14 protein-coding genes are annotated in these 16,786 nt (G+C 61.9%); 7 read left to right on the top strand and 7 right to left on the bottom strand.

Features of this window, described 5'->3' with window-relative positions; translation table 11 throughout:
• Nucleotides 1-4: 4 nt before the first annotated feature.
• From mftC to mftA, 3 genes are read right to left on the bottom strand one after another with little or no spacing between them, the layout of a single operon-like run.
• A complete protein-coding gene (gene mftC / locus E3T38_RS05660) occupies nucleotides 5-1,399 on the bottom strand; it encodes a mycofactocin radical SAM maturase (RefSeq protein WP_134546970.1) in 1,395 nt (464 codons plus the stop codon).
• Complete coding sequence (gene mftB, locus E3T38_RS05655; RefSeq protein ID WP_134546968.1) at nucleotides 1,396-1,671, bottom strand: mycofactocin biosynthesis chaperone MftB; 276 nt, start codon at nucleotides 1,669-1,671, stop codon at nucleotides 1,396-1,398. The genes mftC and mftB overlap by 4 nt, the downstream gene beginning before the upstream one ends.
• Before the next feature lie 9 nt (nucleotides 1,672-1,680).
• Complete coding sequence (gene mftA, locus E3T38_RS05650) at nucleotides 1,681-1,812, bottom strand: mycofactocin precursor MftA (RefSeq protein WP_134546966.1); 132 nt, start codon at nucleotides 1,810-1,812, stop codon at nucleotides 1,681-1,683.
• 99 nt (nucleotides 1,813-1,911) lie between these two features.
• Between mftA and mftR the strand changes: the two genes are divergently transcribed.
• Nucleotides 1,912-2,544 (top strand): mycofactocin system transcriptional regulator, encoded by a 633-nt coding sequence (mftR, locus tag E3T38_RS05645; RefSeq protein ID WP_134546964.1) that lies wholly within the window; start codon nucleotides 1,912-1,914, stop codon nucleotides 2,542-2,544.
• Between the two features lie 5 nt (nucleotides 2,545-2,549).
• Nucleotides 2,550-4,202 carry a GMC family oxidoreductase N-terminal domain-containing protein gene (locus tag E3T38_RS05640; RefSeq protein ID WP_134546962.1) on the top strand — a complete coding sequence of 551 codons (1,653 nt, stop codon included), beginning with the start codon at nucleotides 2,550-2,552 and terminating at the stop codon, nucleotides 4,200-4,202.
• A gap of 150 nt (nucleotides 4,203-4,352) precedes the next feature.
• Here E3T38_RS05640 and E3T38_RS05635 read toward each other — a convergent pair whose 3' ends face one another.
• From E3T38_RS05635 to E3T38_RS05620, 4 genes are all read right to left on the bottom strand, one after another.
• Nucleotides 4,353-5,378 (bottom strand): glycine betaine ABC transporter substrate-binding protein, encoded by a 1,026-nt coding sequence (locus tag E3T38_RS05635; protein WP_134546960.1) that lies wholly within the window; start codon nucleotides 5,376-5,378, stop codon nucleotides 4,353-4,355.
• A complete protein-coding gene (locus E3T38_RS05630; RefSeq protein WP_370448995.1) occupies nucleotides 5,379-6,083 on the bottom strand; it encodes an ABC transporter permease in 705 nt (234 codons plus the stop codon).
• A gap of 128 nt (nucleotides 6,084-6,211) precedes the next feature.
• Nucleotides 6,212-7,486, bottom strand: coding sequence for an ATP-binding cassette domain-containing protein (locus tag E3T38_RS05625; protein ID WP_134547050.1), 1,275 nt, complete (start codon nucleotides 7,484-7,486; stop codon nucleotides 6,212-6,214).
• Nucleotides 7,487-7,514: 28 nt separating this feature from the next.
• Nucleotides 7,515-8,156, bottom strand: a complete 642-nt coding sequence (locus E3T38_RS05620; RefSeq protein ID WP_134546956.1) for an ABC transporter permease — start codon at nucleotides 8,154-8,156, stop codon at nucleotides 7,515-7,517.
• 508 nt (nucleotides 8,157-8,664) lie between these two features.
• Here E3T38_RS05620 and E3T38_RS05615 point away from each other — a divergent pair.
• The 5 genes from E3T38_RS05615 to E3T38_RS05595 all read left to right on the top strand — a co-directional run bounded on the left by E3T38_RS05615 (nucleotide 8,665) and on the right by E3T38_RS05595 (nucleotide 16,229).
• Nucleotides 8,665-9,843, top strand: coding sequence for an ROK family protein (locus E3T38_RS05615; RefSeq protein WP_241984317.1), 1,179 nt, complete (start codon nucleotides 8,665-8,667; stop codon nucleotides 9,841-9,843).
• 140 nt (nucleotides 9,844-9,983) lie between these two features.
• Entirely contained in the window at nucleotides 9,984-11,345 is a 1,362-nt protein-coding gene (locus tag E3T38_RS05610) for an extracellular solute-binding protein (RefSeq protein ID WP_134546953.1), read from the top strand.
• Between the two features lie 2 nt (nucleotides 11,346-11,347).
• Complete coding sequence (locus tag E3T38_RS05605) at nucleotides 11,348-12,295, top strand: carbohydrate ABC transporter permease (protein ID WP_134546951.1); 948 nt, start codon at nucleotides 11,348-11,350, stop codon at nucleotides 12,293-12,295.
• 7 nt (nucleotides 12,296-12,302) lie between these two features.
• Complete coding sequence (locus tag E3T38_RS05600) at nucleotides 12,303-13,133, top strand: carbohydrate ABC transporter permease (protein WP_134546949.1); 831 nt, start codon at nucleotides 12,303-12,305, stop codon at nucleotides 13,131-13,133.
• A 24-nt stretch (nucleotides 13,134-13,157) separates the two neighbouring features.
• A complete protein-coding gene (locus E3T38_RS05595; protein ID WP_134546947.1) occupies nucleotides 13,158-16,229 on the top strand; it encodes a glycoside hydrolase family 38 C-terminal domain-containing protein in 3,072 nt (1,023 codons plus the stop codon).
• The last annotated feature ends 557 nt before the right edge of the window (nucleotides 16,230-16,786 follow it).

Here is a 16,786-nt window from a genome sequence, read left to right as displayed (position 1 = left end):
CGTTTCAACTGCAGCTGCACGCGCCTTTCCTGCCGCATACGCAGCGGGATTTCGAACTCGCGAGCAGATTTATTCCGGCCCGGGGGCTCTCATTCAAGGCCCCTGCCGGTGGTTGTTCGGGCGTGAACCCGACAAGGGGCCCGACTTCGCAGTCGCTGGCGTTCACCGGAGCTATCCCGGCGCGACGGCTGAGCGTGAGCTGTATCGGTCCCATTCCTTCGCGACCGACTCGGGTAGTGCGGTGGGAGTGGTCGACGATTGATGATTTTGGAAGCTCCACCGCTGTGTCCTTGCGGTTCTTCAGCAGCTCTTCACCATAGCCCTGGACGCATTCCGGGTCGGGGCCGTCCAGCGGCAGTCCGGTGAAGAATTTGGCGGCCATGCAGCCGCCCTTGCAGGTGTCGAAGAACGTGCACGAGGTGCACGCCCCACCCGACTGCGGTTCGCGAAGTTTGAGAAAGAGTTCCGAGTGCTTCCAGACCTCCTGGAACCCGCCCTCTGAGCGCACGTTGCCGGCGAGAAACTCTTCGTGGATGGCGAAGGGGCAGGCGTAGACGTCGCCGATGGGGTCGATGAGGCAGACGACACGGCCCGCGCCGCAGAGGTTGAGCCCGGGCAGGGCGTCTCCAAAGGCGGAGAGGTGGAAGAACGAGTCGCCGGTGAGCACACCATCTCCGTGTGCGACGAGCCAGTCGTAGAGTTCGCGCTGCTGTGTTTGGGTCGGGTGCAGTTCGTCCCAGACGTCCGCACCGCGACCGGAGGGGCGCAGGCGGGTAAGCCGCAATTGGGCGTCAAATGTGTCGGCGATGGCTTTGAAGTCGTCGAGCTGGCTGATGTTCTGGCTCGTGCAGACGACCGATATCTTGAATCCCTTGAAGCCGGCGTCATACATGTTCTGCATGGCTTTCATGGCCGTGGCGTAGGAGCCGGGGCCTCGTACATGATCGTTGACTTCGGCTGTGGCGCCGTCGAGCGAGATCTGCACGTCGACATAGTCGCTTCTCACGAGGCGCTGGGCAATTTCCGGCGAGATTTTCACGCCGTTGGTGGAGAATTTGACTCCGACGTGGTGTTCGGAGGCGTAGTCGACGAGTTCCCAGAAATCGGGACGCACGGTCGGTTCACCGCCGCCGATGTTGACGTAGAAGACCTGCATCCGCTCGAACTCATCGATGACGGCCTTCGCCTCTGCCGTCGTCAGCTCGCGAGGATCGCGGCGCCCGGAACTGGAGAGACAGTGCACGCAAGACAGGTTGCACGCATACGTTAATTCCCAGGTCAGACAGATGGGGGCGTCGAGGCCGTATTCGAAGAGATCGACAAGACGCTCGGTTTTGCGGGGAGTGTCTTTCGGGGCAAGAACGAAGGGGGATGTTGGGGGTGCATCGAGTAGAGTCACGAGGCCCTTTCGATGACCATGGAGGATTTTGCGAGTGTGCTGAGTGCGCGCTGGTAGCGGGGAAGATCGCTCTCAGCGATGCCAGCGGCCGCGCAGGCTGCACGGGCAGTTGGGGCTTCTGCGAGAGTTCTCACGACGGCGAGAAGAGTCGTGTCCTTCAGGAACGAGAGCTTGCGGGTGCCGAAATGGTAGAGCAACGCGCCGAACGGCTCCGGGCGGACGGAGACCTGAGGATGAAGATCCCATCCCCGGTCGAGATTCAGGTCGGGCATGTCGGCGATTTAGTAGACGCCGCACATGCCATCGATCGAGATCTCCTCGACCAGAGTGTCGGATTCGAGATCGAACCCGACAGATTGTTCCGGGGCGGCGGGTCCAAATTCGGTGGGGCTGGTCTTTTTTGCGGAAACCATGTGGTACTCCTTGTGCTAGAAATCGACATCGGTGGCGAAAGCTTGGTGCATGCATCAGACTAGTGGCACTCAGTGCCGAAAGAGAAGGGGTACCTGCAGATGAATGAGCGCTCTGTGGCACCGCGGATGGGCCGGCAGCCGCTGACGACCCGCGCCGCCCTGAGCCACGTCGCGCTTCAACTTTTTCTTGAGCGCGGTTTCGAACAAACGACCGTCGATGACATTGCCACCGCCGCCGGAATTGGGCGTCGAACCCTGTTTCGATATTTTCCCTCCAAGAACGATCTGCCCTGGGGGGACTTCGAAGCGGAACTCGCACGTATGCGAGTGTTCCTGGCCGCTACCGACGCGACCGTGTCCGTCGTCGATGCGCTCGCAGCGGCGGTCATCGAATTCAACCGATTCCCGCCCGAGGAAGTTCCCTATCATCGCGAGCGGATGCACCTGCTGTTGAACGTTCCGGCGCTGGTGGCGCACTCCACGCTCCGTTACGCCGAGTGGCGCCGGGTTGTGTCGGATTTCGCGGCTGGCCGCTTGGGAGTGGCCGTCGACGCGATCGAACCGACGGTGATCGGTTGGGTATTCCTCGGCGCATCGCTTGCGGCTTACGAGCAGTGGCTCAGAACTGACGACTCAGACCTCATCGAGCTGCTGGAGTCGGCCCTTGTGCTGCTTCGGGAGGGGTTTGCACCGGGTCACTTACGAACCGGTCAACCCGGCGGACGGGAGTGAATTTCATGGAGCCAGTGTTGGACCTGAACTATGACGTGATCGTGGTCGGCGCCGGCGCGGCCGGAGCCCCGCTCGCAGCCCGACTGAGCGAAGATCCCAACAGGCGGGTTCTGCTCCTCGAGGCGGGACCGGTGCCGTCGTCTTCCGGCGGGTTCCCGCCCGAGTTGCTCGATGCTGGAACCGTGCAGGGGGCGATGCCGGGGCATCCGCAGAATTGGTCGTTCACCGGTCACCTCACCCCAAAACTTGCCTACTCGATCGCGCGCGGTCGGATCCTTGGCGGATCATCGACGATCAACGGCTCGTATTTCATTCGTGCCAGAAAAGCCGACTTCGATTCTTGGTCAATCGGGTCACCCGAGTGGGCCTGGGAGAAGGTAATGCCGTTCTATCGCCAAATCGAAACCGACCTGCAATATGGCGAAACTGCCGTTCACGGTGGCGCTGGGCCGATGGTCGTCGGTCGGCCCCCGCAGGACCATCCGGTGACCGTCGCCTTTCGCGCGGCGGCTTCGGAGCTGGGCTTCGCCGAAGAACGCGACAAGAATGACCAGGCACTGCCGGGACACGGGCCGCTCCCGATGAACACCCTCGATGGAGTGCGTCAGAACACCGGGATCGCCTACCTGAATCCGGTGCGACATCGCGCCAACCTCACTGTCTGGGGTGACAGCTATGTTCGCCGCGTGCTGTTCGCGGAAACGAGAGCTATCGGTGTCGAGGTCGCGCGCGGCGGCGGGATCGTTCAGCTGCACGGCCGGGAGATTGTGCTCTCGGCGGGTGCGATCAAGTCACCTCACCTGCTGCTGGTTTCCGGGGTGGGCCCCCGGGAACAGCTGGAACAATTCGGTATTCCGGTCGTGCGCGACCTGCCCGGGGTCGGGGCGAATTTCAGCGATCACCCGGACATTACCGTGCTGTGGCAGCCGCGCCGACAGATCGTCGACTATCGCACGTCGCAGTCGATGGCGGCCTGTTTGAACTTCACGGCGACCGGTTCCACCGCGCCGGGGGATCTGGAGATTCTCCCGATGCTCAAACCCATGGAGTATCTGTTGACCGGAAGAGCGCGCGGCCTCATCGTCGGGGTGTGGGCCGCAGCGCGGCATCCGCTTCGATCACTTCGGGCGATGCGCGGGGTATCGATGCGGCGCTTCGCGAAACAGATCGCCCACCGGGGGGACCTCGCGCTGCTCGTCGCCGTGCAGTCAGAGACCTCGCGCGGACGCATCAGCCTGGAGTCGGACGACCCCGCCAGGCAACCGCGCATCGACTACAACTACTTGTCGACCGAATGCGACCTCGAACGCATGCGCGAAGTTGTGCGGGTGGCGGTACGTTTGTTGCGAACGGATGCCTACAAACACCTGTTTAGGCGATTGACCGAACTGACCGACATCGTTCTCGAGAGCGATGACCTGCTCAATGACTGGCTACGCTCCCACCTCGGCACCGCTATTCACCTGTGCGGCAGTGCACGGTTCGGGCCAGCAGATGATCCGGAGGCCGTCGTCGATCAATATGGGCGCGTGCACGGTGTCGAGGGGCTGCGCGTCGCCGACACCTCGATTCTGCCGACCACGCCCGTGCGCGGACCGGCCGCGACCGCCGTTCTCGTGGGGGAGCGAGTGGCCGACTTCATTCGCCGCGGAATGTAGGCGTACCTGCCACTGCCCCTACCCCGATGACTGCCCGGGCCGCGCCTTCAGCGCAACCTCCCCAACGGAGGACCGGCTGGCCGAGATTTTCAACCTCGGCCAGTGGGGCCCGAAGAAGAACTGTGATCAAAGCTAGCCAGGAAGCTTCCGCTAGGCGGCCGGGTCAGTGATGAAACCTTCGTCGATCATCCAGGCGTAGGCCACATCGGCGGGTTCGGCACCGTCGACGTCAACTTGACGGTTCATGCCGCGCAGAACCTCGTCGGTGAGTTTGGGTGATATCGCGGCGAAGATCTTTTCCAGGCCGGGGTGCGCCTTGAGCGTTTCGGTATAGAAAATCGGTGCCACGTTGTATGCCGGAAAAAATGCGAGGTCATCGGTCAGGACGGTGAGGTCGAGCGCGTCGATGCGACCGTCGGTTGTAAAGACTTCACCGAAGTTGCAGGCCCCGTCGTTGGTCGCGCTGTAGATCGCACCGGTGTCGTAGACGCCGATGTTGCTGTCGGGCACGCTGTCGGCGGCGCCACGTTCCAGCCCGTAGTGGGCGAGCATGGGGTTCATGCCGTCCGGTCGGGAGTTGAATTCGGCTTCAACGCAGAAGGTTCGGTCCGCGACGGGCAGTGCGGCGAGTTCGGACATGGCGGTGATGCCGCCGAGTTCGGCGATCGCTTCACTGCGTACCGCCAGGGCGTAGGTGTTGTTCATCGGTGCCGGCGCGCCCCAGGTGACCCCATTGGTGAGGTCGATGTCGTGCACGGCTTGCCACATTTCGTTCTGGTCGGTGATCACCTCGGTCTGGCCAAGATAGGTCAGCCACGCGGTGCCGGTGTATTCCCAGAGCACGTCGGCCTGGCCCGAAAGAATGAGTTCGCGGGCGGGCTGGCTGCCGGGCACATTGCTGAGGTCCGTGACGTCGAATCCTGCGGCGGTCCCGGCGAGCACCGCGATCTTGCCGAGCAGTAGCTGCTCGGTATAGTTTTTGGACGTGACTGTGAGGTTGACGCCCTCGGCGCCGTCGAGCGGGGTGATCGAACCGGGTCCGACGGCGGGAACGTATGAGGTCGCCGGCTGCAGACCGCAGCCGGTTAGGGCGAGGGCAGTCACGGCGAGCACACTCACTGTCAGGCCCCAGTGGCCGAGGTGTCTGCGACGGGTGTGAAAAGCGGGGCGGTGCATCTAGAGTCCCTTCGGGCGGGCGACGTGTTCTACCACGCGGCCGATCCAGTCGATGAGGAGGGCCAGTAAAGCCACGAGCAGGGCTCCGGTGACGAGCACGGGGGTGAGGCTGAGATTGACGCCGGTGGTGATGAGGATGCCGAGTCCGCCGCCGTTGACGAACGTAGCGAGGGCTGCGGTGCCGACCAGGAGCACGAGGGCGGTACGCACGCCCGACAGCATGACCGGCACGGCGAGAGGTAGTTCCACGCGAAAGAGCACGGCTGTGGAACTCATGCCCATGCCGCGTCCGGCTTCGATGAGGCGGGCGTCGACCTGCTGCAGGCCCACCATGGTGTTTCGCAGCACCGGGAGCACCGCGTAGAGCACGAGGCTCAGCGTCGCCGCCCAAAAGCCGAAGCCGACCCAGAATGCGAGGAGTACGACGACGCCGATCGCGGGGGCGGCCTGCCCGATGTTGGCGATCGCGAGCACCGGAGCGGTCAAGAACCGCAGGGGGCGTCGGGTCAGGGCGATTCCCAAAGGAATTGCGATGACCAATACGATCGCGGCGGCGAGGAGGGTGAGTTGGATGTGCTCCACGGTGTAAACCCAGAGCGCGTCCGGGGCGAGGGTGGTGAGTTCGATCGCTGAGAGGTTGGCCGTCAGCAGCCAGATGACGAGCGCGGCGAACGCGAGCAGGATGCCGGCCAGCTGGTAGGCCAGTCCCCGCCAGGATTGCCAGCCCGCACGAGCCTGACTGACCGGTACGGCCCGCGAGGCCGGGTCGCCGGGTGTTTCGACGGCGGAGTCGCCGCCGACAATGCTGGCTTCTGTAGTCAAGGCGCGGGTACTCATTGATTGGCCCGCGCGTCGGCGCCATCGCTCTCGGTCTCATTCAGTTCGGCGGCAGGCGCCTGCGCTTGGAACACGCCGGTGTTCAGTCCGACGGGCGCTTGGTCCGACTCGAGTGCGGCAGCGGTCTGCGACCGGGTGATGGCATCCATGACGGTCTGTACGTCGATGACGCCCTTGAACATGTCGCGGCGGCCGGTGACGAGCGCAGCCCCGGCGCTGGAGACGAGCATGGTGTCGAGTGCGTCATTGAGCGTGGCACGATAGCCGACGACCGGAAGTTTCGGGTCGGGAACGTTGCTGATGACCTCGAGGCGGCCGAGCTTGCGCCGGGAGAGCCACTGGATGGGACGGTGACGCTCATCGACGATGACCGCGTGACCGTGGCCGGCGTCGATGAGGCGGGCCAGGACATCCGCTGCCCGTTCGCCGGGGCTACCCACGACGGCGTCGCCGAACCCGACCTCTGCCACCCGGGTCAGGGTGAGCTGTTTGAGGCCGGCGCCGGACCCGATGAAGTTTTCGACGAACTCGTTGGCCGGGTCGCCGAGAATGCGTTCTGGGGTGTCGTACTGTTCGAGCTGGGCGCCCTCGTTGAAGATGGCGATCCAGTCGCCGAGCTTGACGGCTTCGTCGAAGTCGTGCGTGACGCAGACGATGGTCTTCTGCAGTTCTTCCTGGATGTTGAGCAGTTCGTCCTGCAGGCGTAGGCGGGTGATCGGGTCGACGGCGCCGAACGGCTCGTCCATGAGCAGCACGGGCGGGTCGGCCGCGAGGGCACGCGCCACCCCGACGCGTTGCTGCTGACCGCCGGAAAGTTCCTTGGGGTACCGATTTCGGTAGAGCGCCGGGTCGAGGGAGACGAGCTCGAGGAGTTCGTCGACGCGGGCCGTGATGCGGGCCTTGTCCCAGCCGAGCATTTTCGGCACGAGGCCGATGTTGGTGGCCACCGTCATATGGGGGAAAAGCCCCCCGGCCTGAATGACATAGCCGATGCCTCGGCGGAGGGTATCGCCGTTCATATTGGTGACATCGTCACCGTCGACGACGATGCGGCCTTCGGAGGGTTCAATGAGTCGGTTGATCATCTTGAGGGTGGTGGTCTTGCCGCAGCCCGAGGGGCCGACGAGCATGACGATCTTTCCGGCCGGGATCTCCATGGTGAGACCGTCGACGGCGGGGCGCGCCTGGCCGGGGAAACGCTTGGTGACGTGGTCCAGCAAGATGTTCGCACCGGTGATGCCGGTCGGGGTGGTGGAACCTTCGGTGCTCATGGATTCGCCGCTGTTGGATGTAATGAGTTCAGACACGGATACCTCGGGGTGTGGTCAGGCGGCCCAGGCCGACGAGAAGGAGATCAAGAATAAGGGCGAGCACGACAACGCCGATGACGCCCGTCAGCACCGACTCGAGGGAGTTGGCACCGCCGAGTCGGGAGAGGCCGGAGAAGATGAATCCGCCGAGGCCCGGGCCGAGGGAATATGCAGCGATCGCAGCGATTCCCATGACCATTTGAGCGGATACTCGAATGCCGGTGAGGATGATTGGCCACGCCATTGGCAGTTCCACCTGCAGGAGCGTGCGGAACCGGCTCATGCCGATGCCGCGGGCGGATTCCACGATCGACGGTGCGATACCCGCCAATCCCACGACCGCGTTGCGCAGAATGGGCAGAGTGGCGAAGAACGCCACGACAATGACGGCCGGAACGACGCCGAATCCGAGCGGCGCGATGAGAAGCCCGATCAACGCAAACGACGGGATAGTCAAGCCGATGGCCGACACCGAGTTGGCGATCCCGGTGAGCGCGGAACTGCGGTAGACGACGGCGGCCAGCACGACGGCGAGGACTGTCGCCAGGATCAGGCACTGCACGACGAGACTAAAGTGCTGCCAGCTGCTGAACAGGATCTGCTCATACTGATCCCCTAAAAAATCCCACACATCAAATCCCCTTCGCTTCGATCACACACTGATTTACCGCCACCGGCACGGGCAGAACTGGAGGCGCCGATGCGGAGCTGGAGGGGGTCGCGGGCTGAGCCATAGGCCAAAGTGCCTTTCCAGTCTTGCACGGCCATCCCCCGATGGGCGCAGCAAGACGTTACGGTTCGATCACGTGCGCCGACTCTCCCACGGGGGCGACAACCCCCGCACGGCAGCACACGAGCTCAACGAACGCCCCCGCAAAACCCTCGACGGGGACACCCTCGCCGAATGCTTCGCTAAGCTGCTGACCACTGAATAGACCACCCGGCGTTGCAACGACCCTCAGAAACTGCCTTCATCCCAGCGGTGCCGACCTGAAAAAGTGCTCAGGCAGCCGCAGTTTGAAAGTTGGAGGGCGAGCGCGTCATACTTAATCCTGTCGGGAGCCACAAGCGCGCGACTGCGAGGAGCGGGCATGCGAAGGGGGTCAAACCTTCACGCGCTGGGCGGATTTAACCAGACGGTGGTTTTCGACACCATCCGGCGTGCCTCCGACGGACTCAGCCGCGTCGAGATAGCGGCAAAAACCGGGTTGAGCGCTCAGACCGTCTCCAACGTCTCTCGTCGGCTGCTCAATTCAGGCATCATTCGAGAGGCCGGCATTCAGAACCTGGGCGTTGGTAAGCCGCGCACAATCTTGCAGCTTGACCCTGCGGGACATTTCGCGATCGGCGTGCACATCGACCCGGCAGTCATCACGTATGTCTTGTTGAATATCGACGGCGAGGTACTCACCCATCGCGTCGCGCGCACCCCGTCGGCGGTGAACCCCGACGCCGGGATCGCGGCCATGCGTGACTGCATCGAAGCACTCATTGTTTCTTCCGGCGTCGATCGAAGTCGCGTTCTCGGCGTCGGTATCGCCTCCCCGGGACCCATCGATGTCGATCGCGGAATTGTGCTGGATCCGCCTCTTCTAGCTAATTGGCACGGAGTTGCCCTGCGGCGCGAGCTGGAAAAGGCTACCGGCTTCTTTGTTCTCCTCGAGAAAGATGTCACTGCTGCGGCTGTGGCCGAGGTCTGGAAGAAACGTGAACTCGAGCGCGATGACTTCCTGTTTTTTTATTACGGTACCGGCGTGGGTACTGGCCTAGTTTTCAGCGGTGAAGCCCTCAGGGGACCGACCAATAATGCCGGTGATGTCGGCCACCTCATGGTCGATGCCAGCGGCCCGATGTGTCGTTGTGGTCGCACTGGTTGCCTCGGTGACGCGATTAGCCCCGAAGCCATTGTGAAGATTGCCATTGCTCGCGGGCTCGTCGCCACGAATCCTGAGCTGTTGGATAACACCGCCATCGACGCTTGCTTCACCCGACTCGCATTACTTGCCGACGCCGATGATTCGGCGGCAATAGGTCTCCTCGACGATGTCGCGCGGCATCTGGCCGCAGCCATTGTGACCGTGGTGAATCTTCTCGACCTCAACCTCATTGTCTGTGGGGGGCCTTATTGGGCAGCTGTGTCTCGGTTCATGCTCGCGCGACTGCCGCAGCTCATCAACGAATCCGCAGCCCTGGTCACGACGAGACCCGTGACTGTCACCACCTCCGAAATCGGTGAAGACGTGGCTGCGATTGGCGCGGCGTGCCTGGTGCTGGACGCTACACTCACCCCGCGGTCGTCGACGTTGTACATTTCCTAGCCTTCATTTCGAAGATCTCAGTCCTGTCACATTTCTTGAATGACTCTTGACAGTAATTAGTCCATCCGTTGTACTTATGCAATACGCAGAATCACCGGCAATGACGCCGAGGACATCAGCGTCAGGGACTCAGGCGATTCATGAAAAAGTCACGCGTTTCCGCCGCCGCACTCGCGGCCATGGCAGCACTCGTCTTGTCCGGCTGTTCAGCGGGCGGTGGCGAGACAGCCTCGGAATCGACCACAATCAAGGTGGCCTACCAAAAGTTCGGGGCGTTCATCCAAGTGGACAACCACATGAAGGCGATGAAAGAAGCCTTCGAGGCAGAGAACGAAGGCTTGACCGTAGAACTCGTACCCATCGAGGCTCAGGAAAACGACTACGCAACCAAGCTCGCTCTGATGAACCAATCGTCCGCTACAGCTCCCGACGTCATGTACGAGGACACGTTCCGCGTCCAGTCCGATAGCGATGCTGGTTATTTGGCGCCGTTGGACGAGTACACCGACGGATGGAGCGACTGGGGCAACTTCTACGACAATGCCAAGCGCGCCGGACTCGGTAGTGACGGCCTGACCTACGGCATCCCGATGGGCACTGACACTCGGGCGATTTGGTATAACAAGGACCTTTTCGCGCAGGCGGGACTGGAGGTTCCGTTCGCTCCAAACACGTGGGAGGACCTTCTTGACGCTGCAACCACGATCAAGGCCGAGCTTCCCGACGTTATTCCGTTGAATGTCTACTCGGGCAAGGCTCAGGGCGAAGCGGCAAGCATGCAGGGTTTCGAGATGCTGCTCTATGGAACGGCCGATTCCCTTTATGACGCCGACAGCCAGAAGTGGATAACCGGTTCCGACGGGTTTGTTGACTCGCTGGGCTTCATTGAAGACCTCTACCAAGGCGATCTGGGACCAACCCCCGAGCAGGCGCTTGACAAGAACGTGGGCAACCTGGTTTCGGGAGAGTGGTTGCCGCAAGGGAAACTCGCGATGGGGGTCGACGGCTCGTGGCTCAGCGGAACATGGCTCGAAGCGGGTACCGCCCCCTGGCCCGAATGGAATGACGTGATGGGCCAGGCCGCGATGCCGACTCAAACTGGAGGCGCCCCGGGTGCGACGAGTATGTCGGGTGGGTGGACGCTGGCCATGGGTTCGGGGGCCCAGAATAAGGATGCCGCGTGGGACTTCATTGCGCTCGCCCTGAACAAAGACAACTCGCAGTCCTACGACGTCGCCGCGAGCCAGATAGCCGTTCGTAGTGATGTCTCTGAGGATGCGAATTATCAGGCGGCCAACCCGACTTTTGGCTTCTTCTCAGAGATCGTAGAATTTACTCACTTTCGCCCGGCAACGAGTGACTATGCGCAGATCTCGAGTGCAATCACGGTCGCCATGGAATCCGTGATGACCGGTCAACAGAGCCCTGAGGAAGCGGCCGCCGCCTACGATGAAGCAGTGATCGGGATCGTCGGCGAAGACGGCACGACGAGTGTGAAATAACCATGCCTGCGCCTGCACCGGCGCGAACCGAGGAACGGCACGGCCGAAGTGGAGCGCGTCGGCCGGGCCGCCCACGGTCCGCCACACGTCGCGCAGTCATTCGCAGCATTCCGTTGCTGCCGGCCATGATTTTGCTGACGATCTTTCTGCTCGGGCCGGTCATTAGCTCCTTTTACGGCTCGCTCACCAACGCGTCGCTTTCAGGCGCAACGGCCCGAAATTCAAGCTTCGTCGGCTTCGACAACTACGCAGCACTGTTTGCCGACCCCGATTTTCCCAAGTCGGTCATGCTCACTCTGGTGTTCCTGATCGCCTCGGCAGTCGTGGGCCAAAACATCCTGGGACTGGTGCTCGCGATCCTCATGCGATCGTCCAACCGGATGGCTCGTTCCCTTGTCGGGACCTTCGTCGTGACGGCCTGGGTGCTGCCGGAGATCGTCGCGGCATTCGCCGCATATGCCTTTTTCAATGACACCGGCACTCTCAACAAAATGCTGGCCGCCGTGGAGATCGAAGGGCCGAATTGGCTGTATGCCCTGCCGCTACTGTCGGTGATCTTGGCCAACATCTGGCGCGGAACCGCCTTCTCGATGCTCATCTACGCGGCCGCCTTGCAAGACGTCCCGACGGAGATCACCGAGTCCGCCGAGGTCGACGGTGCCCGCGGATGGCAGCGCCTGCTGTTCATCACCATTCCAATGATTCGGCGCAGTATTTCAACCAACCTCATGCTCACTACTTTGCAGACTCTGTCGGTGTTTACCCTGATTTTCGTGATGACTGGCGGCGGCCCCGGAACCGACAGTTCTACTCTTCCAGTTCTCGCATACCAGGAAGCATTCCAATTCGGTCAGCTCGGCTTTGGTACGGCAATCGCCACGGTCATGTTGGTCGTTGGTGCCCTCTTCTCGATCGCTTATATCCGGGCACTCAAGCCGGAGGTGGATTGACGTGGGGATGACCTCGCCGAGTCGCCGAGCCATGAAGACGGCGTCAAACGCAGTGCTGCTTCTCGTGACGCTGGCGTTTGCCCTGCCGCTGATCTGGTTGCTGCTGGCTTCGTTCGACACCAGGGCAACGCTGTCTATCAAACTTCCCGAGACCTTTTCGTTGCAGAACTTCGGCGATGTCATGACACGCGAAACCGCGTTCACACCGCTTTTCAACAGTCTGATCCTGGCTGGTGGATGCGCCGTCATCACCGTCGTCGTTGCCGTTCTGGCCGCCTACCCACTCTCTCGCTACACGATGCGGGTGAATAAGCCATTTCTTTATGGCGTGCTCTTTGGGACGTGCCTACCGATCACGGCGATGATGGTGCCCGTCTACGCCCTTTTTGTGGCATTCAACCTTATTGACTCGCTGGCCGGTACGACACTCTTCCTGGCCGCAACGAGCCTTCCAATCGCAATCTACATGACCAAAAACTTCATGGACAGCGTGCCTATCAGTATTGAAGAGGCGGCCTGGATGGACGGCGCCTCGATGCTGGCGACCCTCACCCGCATCGTCATCCCTCTGATGCGTCCTGGTCTGGCCGTGGTTTTCATCTTCGTGTTCATCGGAGCGTGGGGAAACTTCTTCGTACCATTCGTTCTTCTTCTCTCGCCGGACAAACTCCCAGCGGCAGTGAGCATTTTCTCTTTTTTCGGACAGTACGGCTCAGTCGCCTACGGGCAGCTCGCGGCGTTCTCGCTTCTTTACTCCCTCCCAGTCATCACGCTCTACGTCTTCGTGTCGCGTGTTCTCGGCGGATCCTCGGCCATGGCCGGTGCCGTCAAGGGCTGACCCTTCCAGCGTAAGGAGCACCAAGTGCACGACAATTCCGCCCTCATTCGCGCCCGCATCCGTCGTTTCGTCAGCGAGCGGATCACCCCGTCGCTGTACCGGATTTCGTCACCGCTGACCATTAGCGCGTGGGAAGTGCCCGACGAACCCGTGCCGTTTTCTGAGGCGCAAGGTCAGGATTTCACCCCGTTCAGCATCGGCCAGCATTGGGGCAAGCCCTGGGGCACGACGTGGTTCCACATCACAGGTTTGGTTCCCTCCGACTGGTCTCGGTTTCACGACCTCCACACGCGCACGGAAGTCATCGTGGACCTCGGTTTTCTGTCTGGTCAGGCCGGGTTCCAGGCGGAAGGTCTGGTCTTCACCGCGCAGGGACAAATCGTGAAAGCGGTGGAGCCGTTCAATAACTATGTGCCGCTGATCGCTCAGCCGGGAGAGTCGGTCGATATCTACATTGAAGCTGCGTCCAACCCCGACGTGGGAAGTGACTGGGGCTTTCAGCCGACACTCATGGGTGACAAGGCTACGGCGGGTATCGAACCGATCTACCGCCTGCGCCGCATGGACGTTGCTTTGCTCGACATCCAAGTGTGGAAACTGGACCGGGATGTGTGGACACTGTTTGGACTCATGGAACAGCTGAGCCCTGACCTACCGCGTACCGCTGAGATTCTTCGGGCGCTGGAGAAGATGACCGACCACATGGACCCCGAGGATGTGAGTGGCACGGCATCCCGTGGCCGCGCTTTACTGGCGCCCCTTCTGGCGCAGCCCGCCTACGCCAGCGCCCACCGAGTCATCGCTGTCGGTCACGCCCACATCGACTCGGCCTGGCTCTGGCCGGTGCGTGAAACCATTCGCAAGTGTGCGCGCACGTTTTCAAACGTATTGCACCTGATGGATGAAGATCCCGACTTCATCTTCGCCTGTTCGTCGGCGCAACAGTATTCATGGATGAAGCAGCACTATCCGGAACTGTTTGAACGCATCCGTACGCGCGCACTCGAGGGCCGTTTCGTTCCGGTGGGCGGTATGTGGGTCGAATCCGACACCAACATGCCCAGCGGGGAGTCGCTGGCTCGGCAGCTGCTCGCGGGCAAGGCGTTCTTCATGCAGGAGTTCGGCATCGAACCCCTCGAGATCTGGCTGCCGGACTCGTTTGGATACACGGCGGCATTCCCGCAAATCGTGACCGCGGCGGGATCGAAGTACTTCCTCACCCAAAAAATCAGTTGGAACGAAACCAACACCATGCCTCACCACACCTTTTCTTGGGAGGGAATTGACGGCACCCAGGTCTTCACCCACTTTCCGCCGGTAGATACCTATAACTCGCAGTTATCGGGGGAAGAATTGGCCCGGGCTCAACGCCAATACTCCGAGAAGGGTGCGTCAAACGTGTCGCTGGTGCCGTTCGGTTTTGGAGACGGTGGCGGTGGGCCCAATCGGGAGATGCTCGCGGCGGCGGAGCGCACGCGTTCTCTCGAGGGTTCACCGACCGTGCGTATGGCCAGCCCGCGGGCGTTCTTCGAGGAGGCGGAGGCGACGTATGCCAACCCGCCCGTGTGGTCGGGGGAGCTCTACCTAGAATTTCACCGGGGCACCTACACGTCGCAGTCCAGGACCAAATCTGGAAACCGTCGCAGCGAGCATCTGCTTCGAGAGGCCGAGCTCTGGGCATCAACGGCGTACTTTTATGCTGGCACTGACTATCCCTACGAACGACTGGCTGCCGCCTGGCAGGTTGTGTTGCTCAATCAATTTCATGACATTCTGCCCGGAAGCTCTATCGCGTGGGTGCATCAGGTTGCTGAAGCGGCCTACGAGACCGTGCGAATCGATCTCGAAGACCTGATCGCGACATCCGTGGCGGCGCTCGCTTCCTCGGCGCAAACGGATGCGACGCCGGTGAGCTTCAATGCGTCACCGTTCCCGGTAGCGGGAGTGCCTGCCCTGTCTGCTGCGCCGCGGATACCAACCGGAGCCGTGCGTCTGCATCAGGCCGATGGGGGGTTCGTGCTCGAGAACGACGTCGTGCGGGCATCTATCGATGCACGCGGGCTCCTCATTTCCTTGGTAGACCGCGTGAGCGGAAGAGAAGCCGTGCCCGCGGGGCAAGCGGGCAATGTGCTCCAACTTTTTCGGGATACCCCGACGCAGTGGGACGCGTGGGACATCGACGAGCACTACGACCGGAACGGCGTGGAACTTCTGGAAGCAGAAGAAGTCAAGGTGCTCGTGCAGAGTGCAGGGCTGGTCACGGTGCGCGTGACGCGGCGCTTCAGGGGATCATCCGTTCAGCAGGATCTGACCGTACTCGGTGACCAGCCGAGCCTGGACATCGTGACGACGGTTGACTGGCATGAGCGTCAAAAGTTGTTGAAGTTGGCTTTTGCGCTCGACGTGCACGCTGACCGCGCTGCGTCAGAAATACAGTTTGGCCACATTTATCGGCCGACCCACGTCAACACGTCCTGGGATGCTGCTCGTTTCGAGACCTGCGCACACCGGTGGGTTTTCGTCGGGGAGCCGGGCTTCGGGATTGCGATTGCCAACAACTCAACCTATGGACATGACATCAGCCGCGCTACTCGAGTCGGGGGAGGGACGACCACGATTGTGCGGGAGTCACTGCTGCGTGCGCCGACGTTCCCTGACCCGGATGCGGATCAAGGAGTGCACACGCTTCGCACCTCGATCAGTCTGACGCCAGACGTGCTCGGAGCAGCGGCGCAGGGCTACCGGATCAACCTGCCGCTGCGCGACGTGGTCGGCGCGGCCGTAACGCCCGTAGTCGTGAGCGAGTGCCCATCGATCGTGGTCGAAGCCGTAAAACTGGCCGAAGACCGTTCCGGTGACCTTATCGTGCGACTGTACGAGGCGAGCGGTTCGCGCTCCACGGGCACCGTCAGCTTCGGCTTCACTGTCTCAGAAATCGTCGAGACTGATCTGCTCGAACGAACTGTCGCCCCTGTAGCAGTGCAGTCGAGAACCGATGCTGGTGGTCAATTGGTGCTGCGCGCCTTCCAGATCATCACCCTGCGAGTTGCTCGTTCTGCCGCAGAAGGCGAGGGGAGCCTGCGCCACCATTCTTAGGCAGGCTCCCGGCGTTGGCGTGGCTATTCGCGGAATACTTTGTGCAGCCAGTCGTTGAGCGGTCGCAGAGCCGAAGGCGCGTAGGCGCNGTGATCGCGTGCGCGACGGTGGGCAACGTAACCTGGTCAACGCTTGCGGCGCCGGTGAAGAGGGACGCTTGATCAGGACCGGCCGGCACCGGGAATAAAGCGTCGCTTCCTCCGGCGATAATCAGGACCGGAACCGTGATCGATGGAACATTCACCAAGTTGACGGCCACAGCCGGAGCGAACGATGCTGTGTCACCACACGGATCAATAGTCAGCAACTGCAATGCCGCACTCTGCACGGCTGGTTCAGCGCTGTTGAATAAGGCGGCCGCAGCTCCTTCCGGTGCTCCGAAGGGAGCGTAACCCGCGGGTCCGACGGCGCCGACGCGCAGACCCCCGCTCGCGCATACATTTGCGGCATAGGCGGAATTGTCCCTCAGAAGCTGCGATTGCACACGATCGGCATAGCCGATGACAATCAATCCGTCGATGTCGCCGAACGAGTACGCCGCAACCTGGGCGATCTGG

This window comes from Cryobacterium sp. Hb1, assembly GCF_004403585.1.
GTDB classification, from domain to species: Bacteria; Actinomycetota; Actinomycetes; order Actinomycetales; family Microbacteriaceae; genus Cryobacterium; species Cryobacterium lyxosi.
The sequence above is the reverse complement of the archived record's forward strand: the minus strand, read 5'-3'. Positions and strand labels throughout refer to the sequence as shown.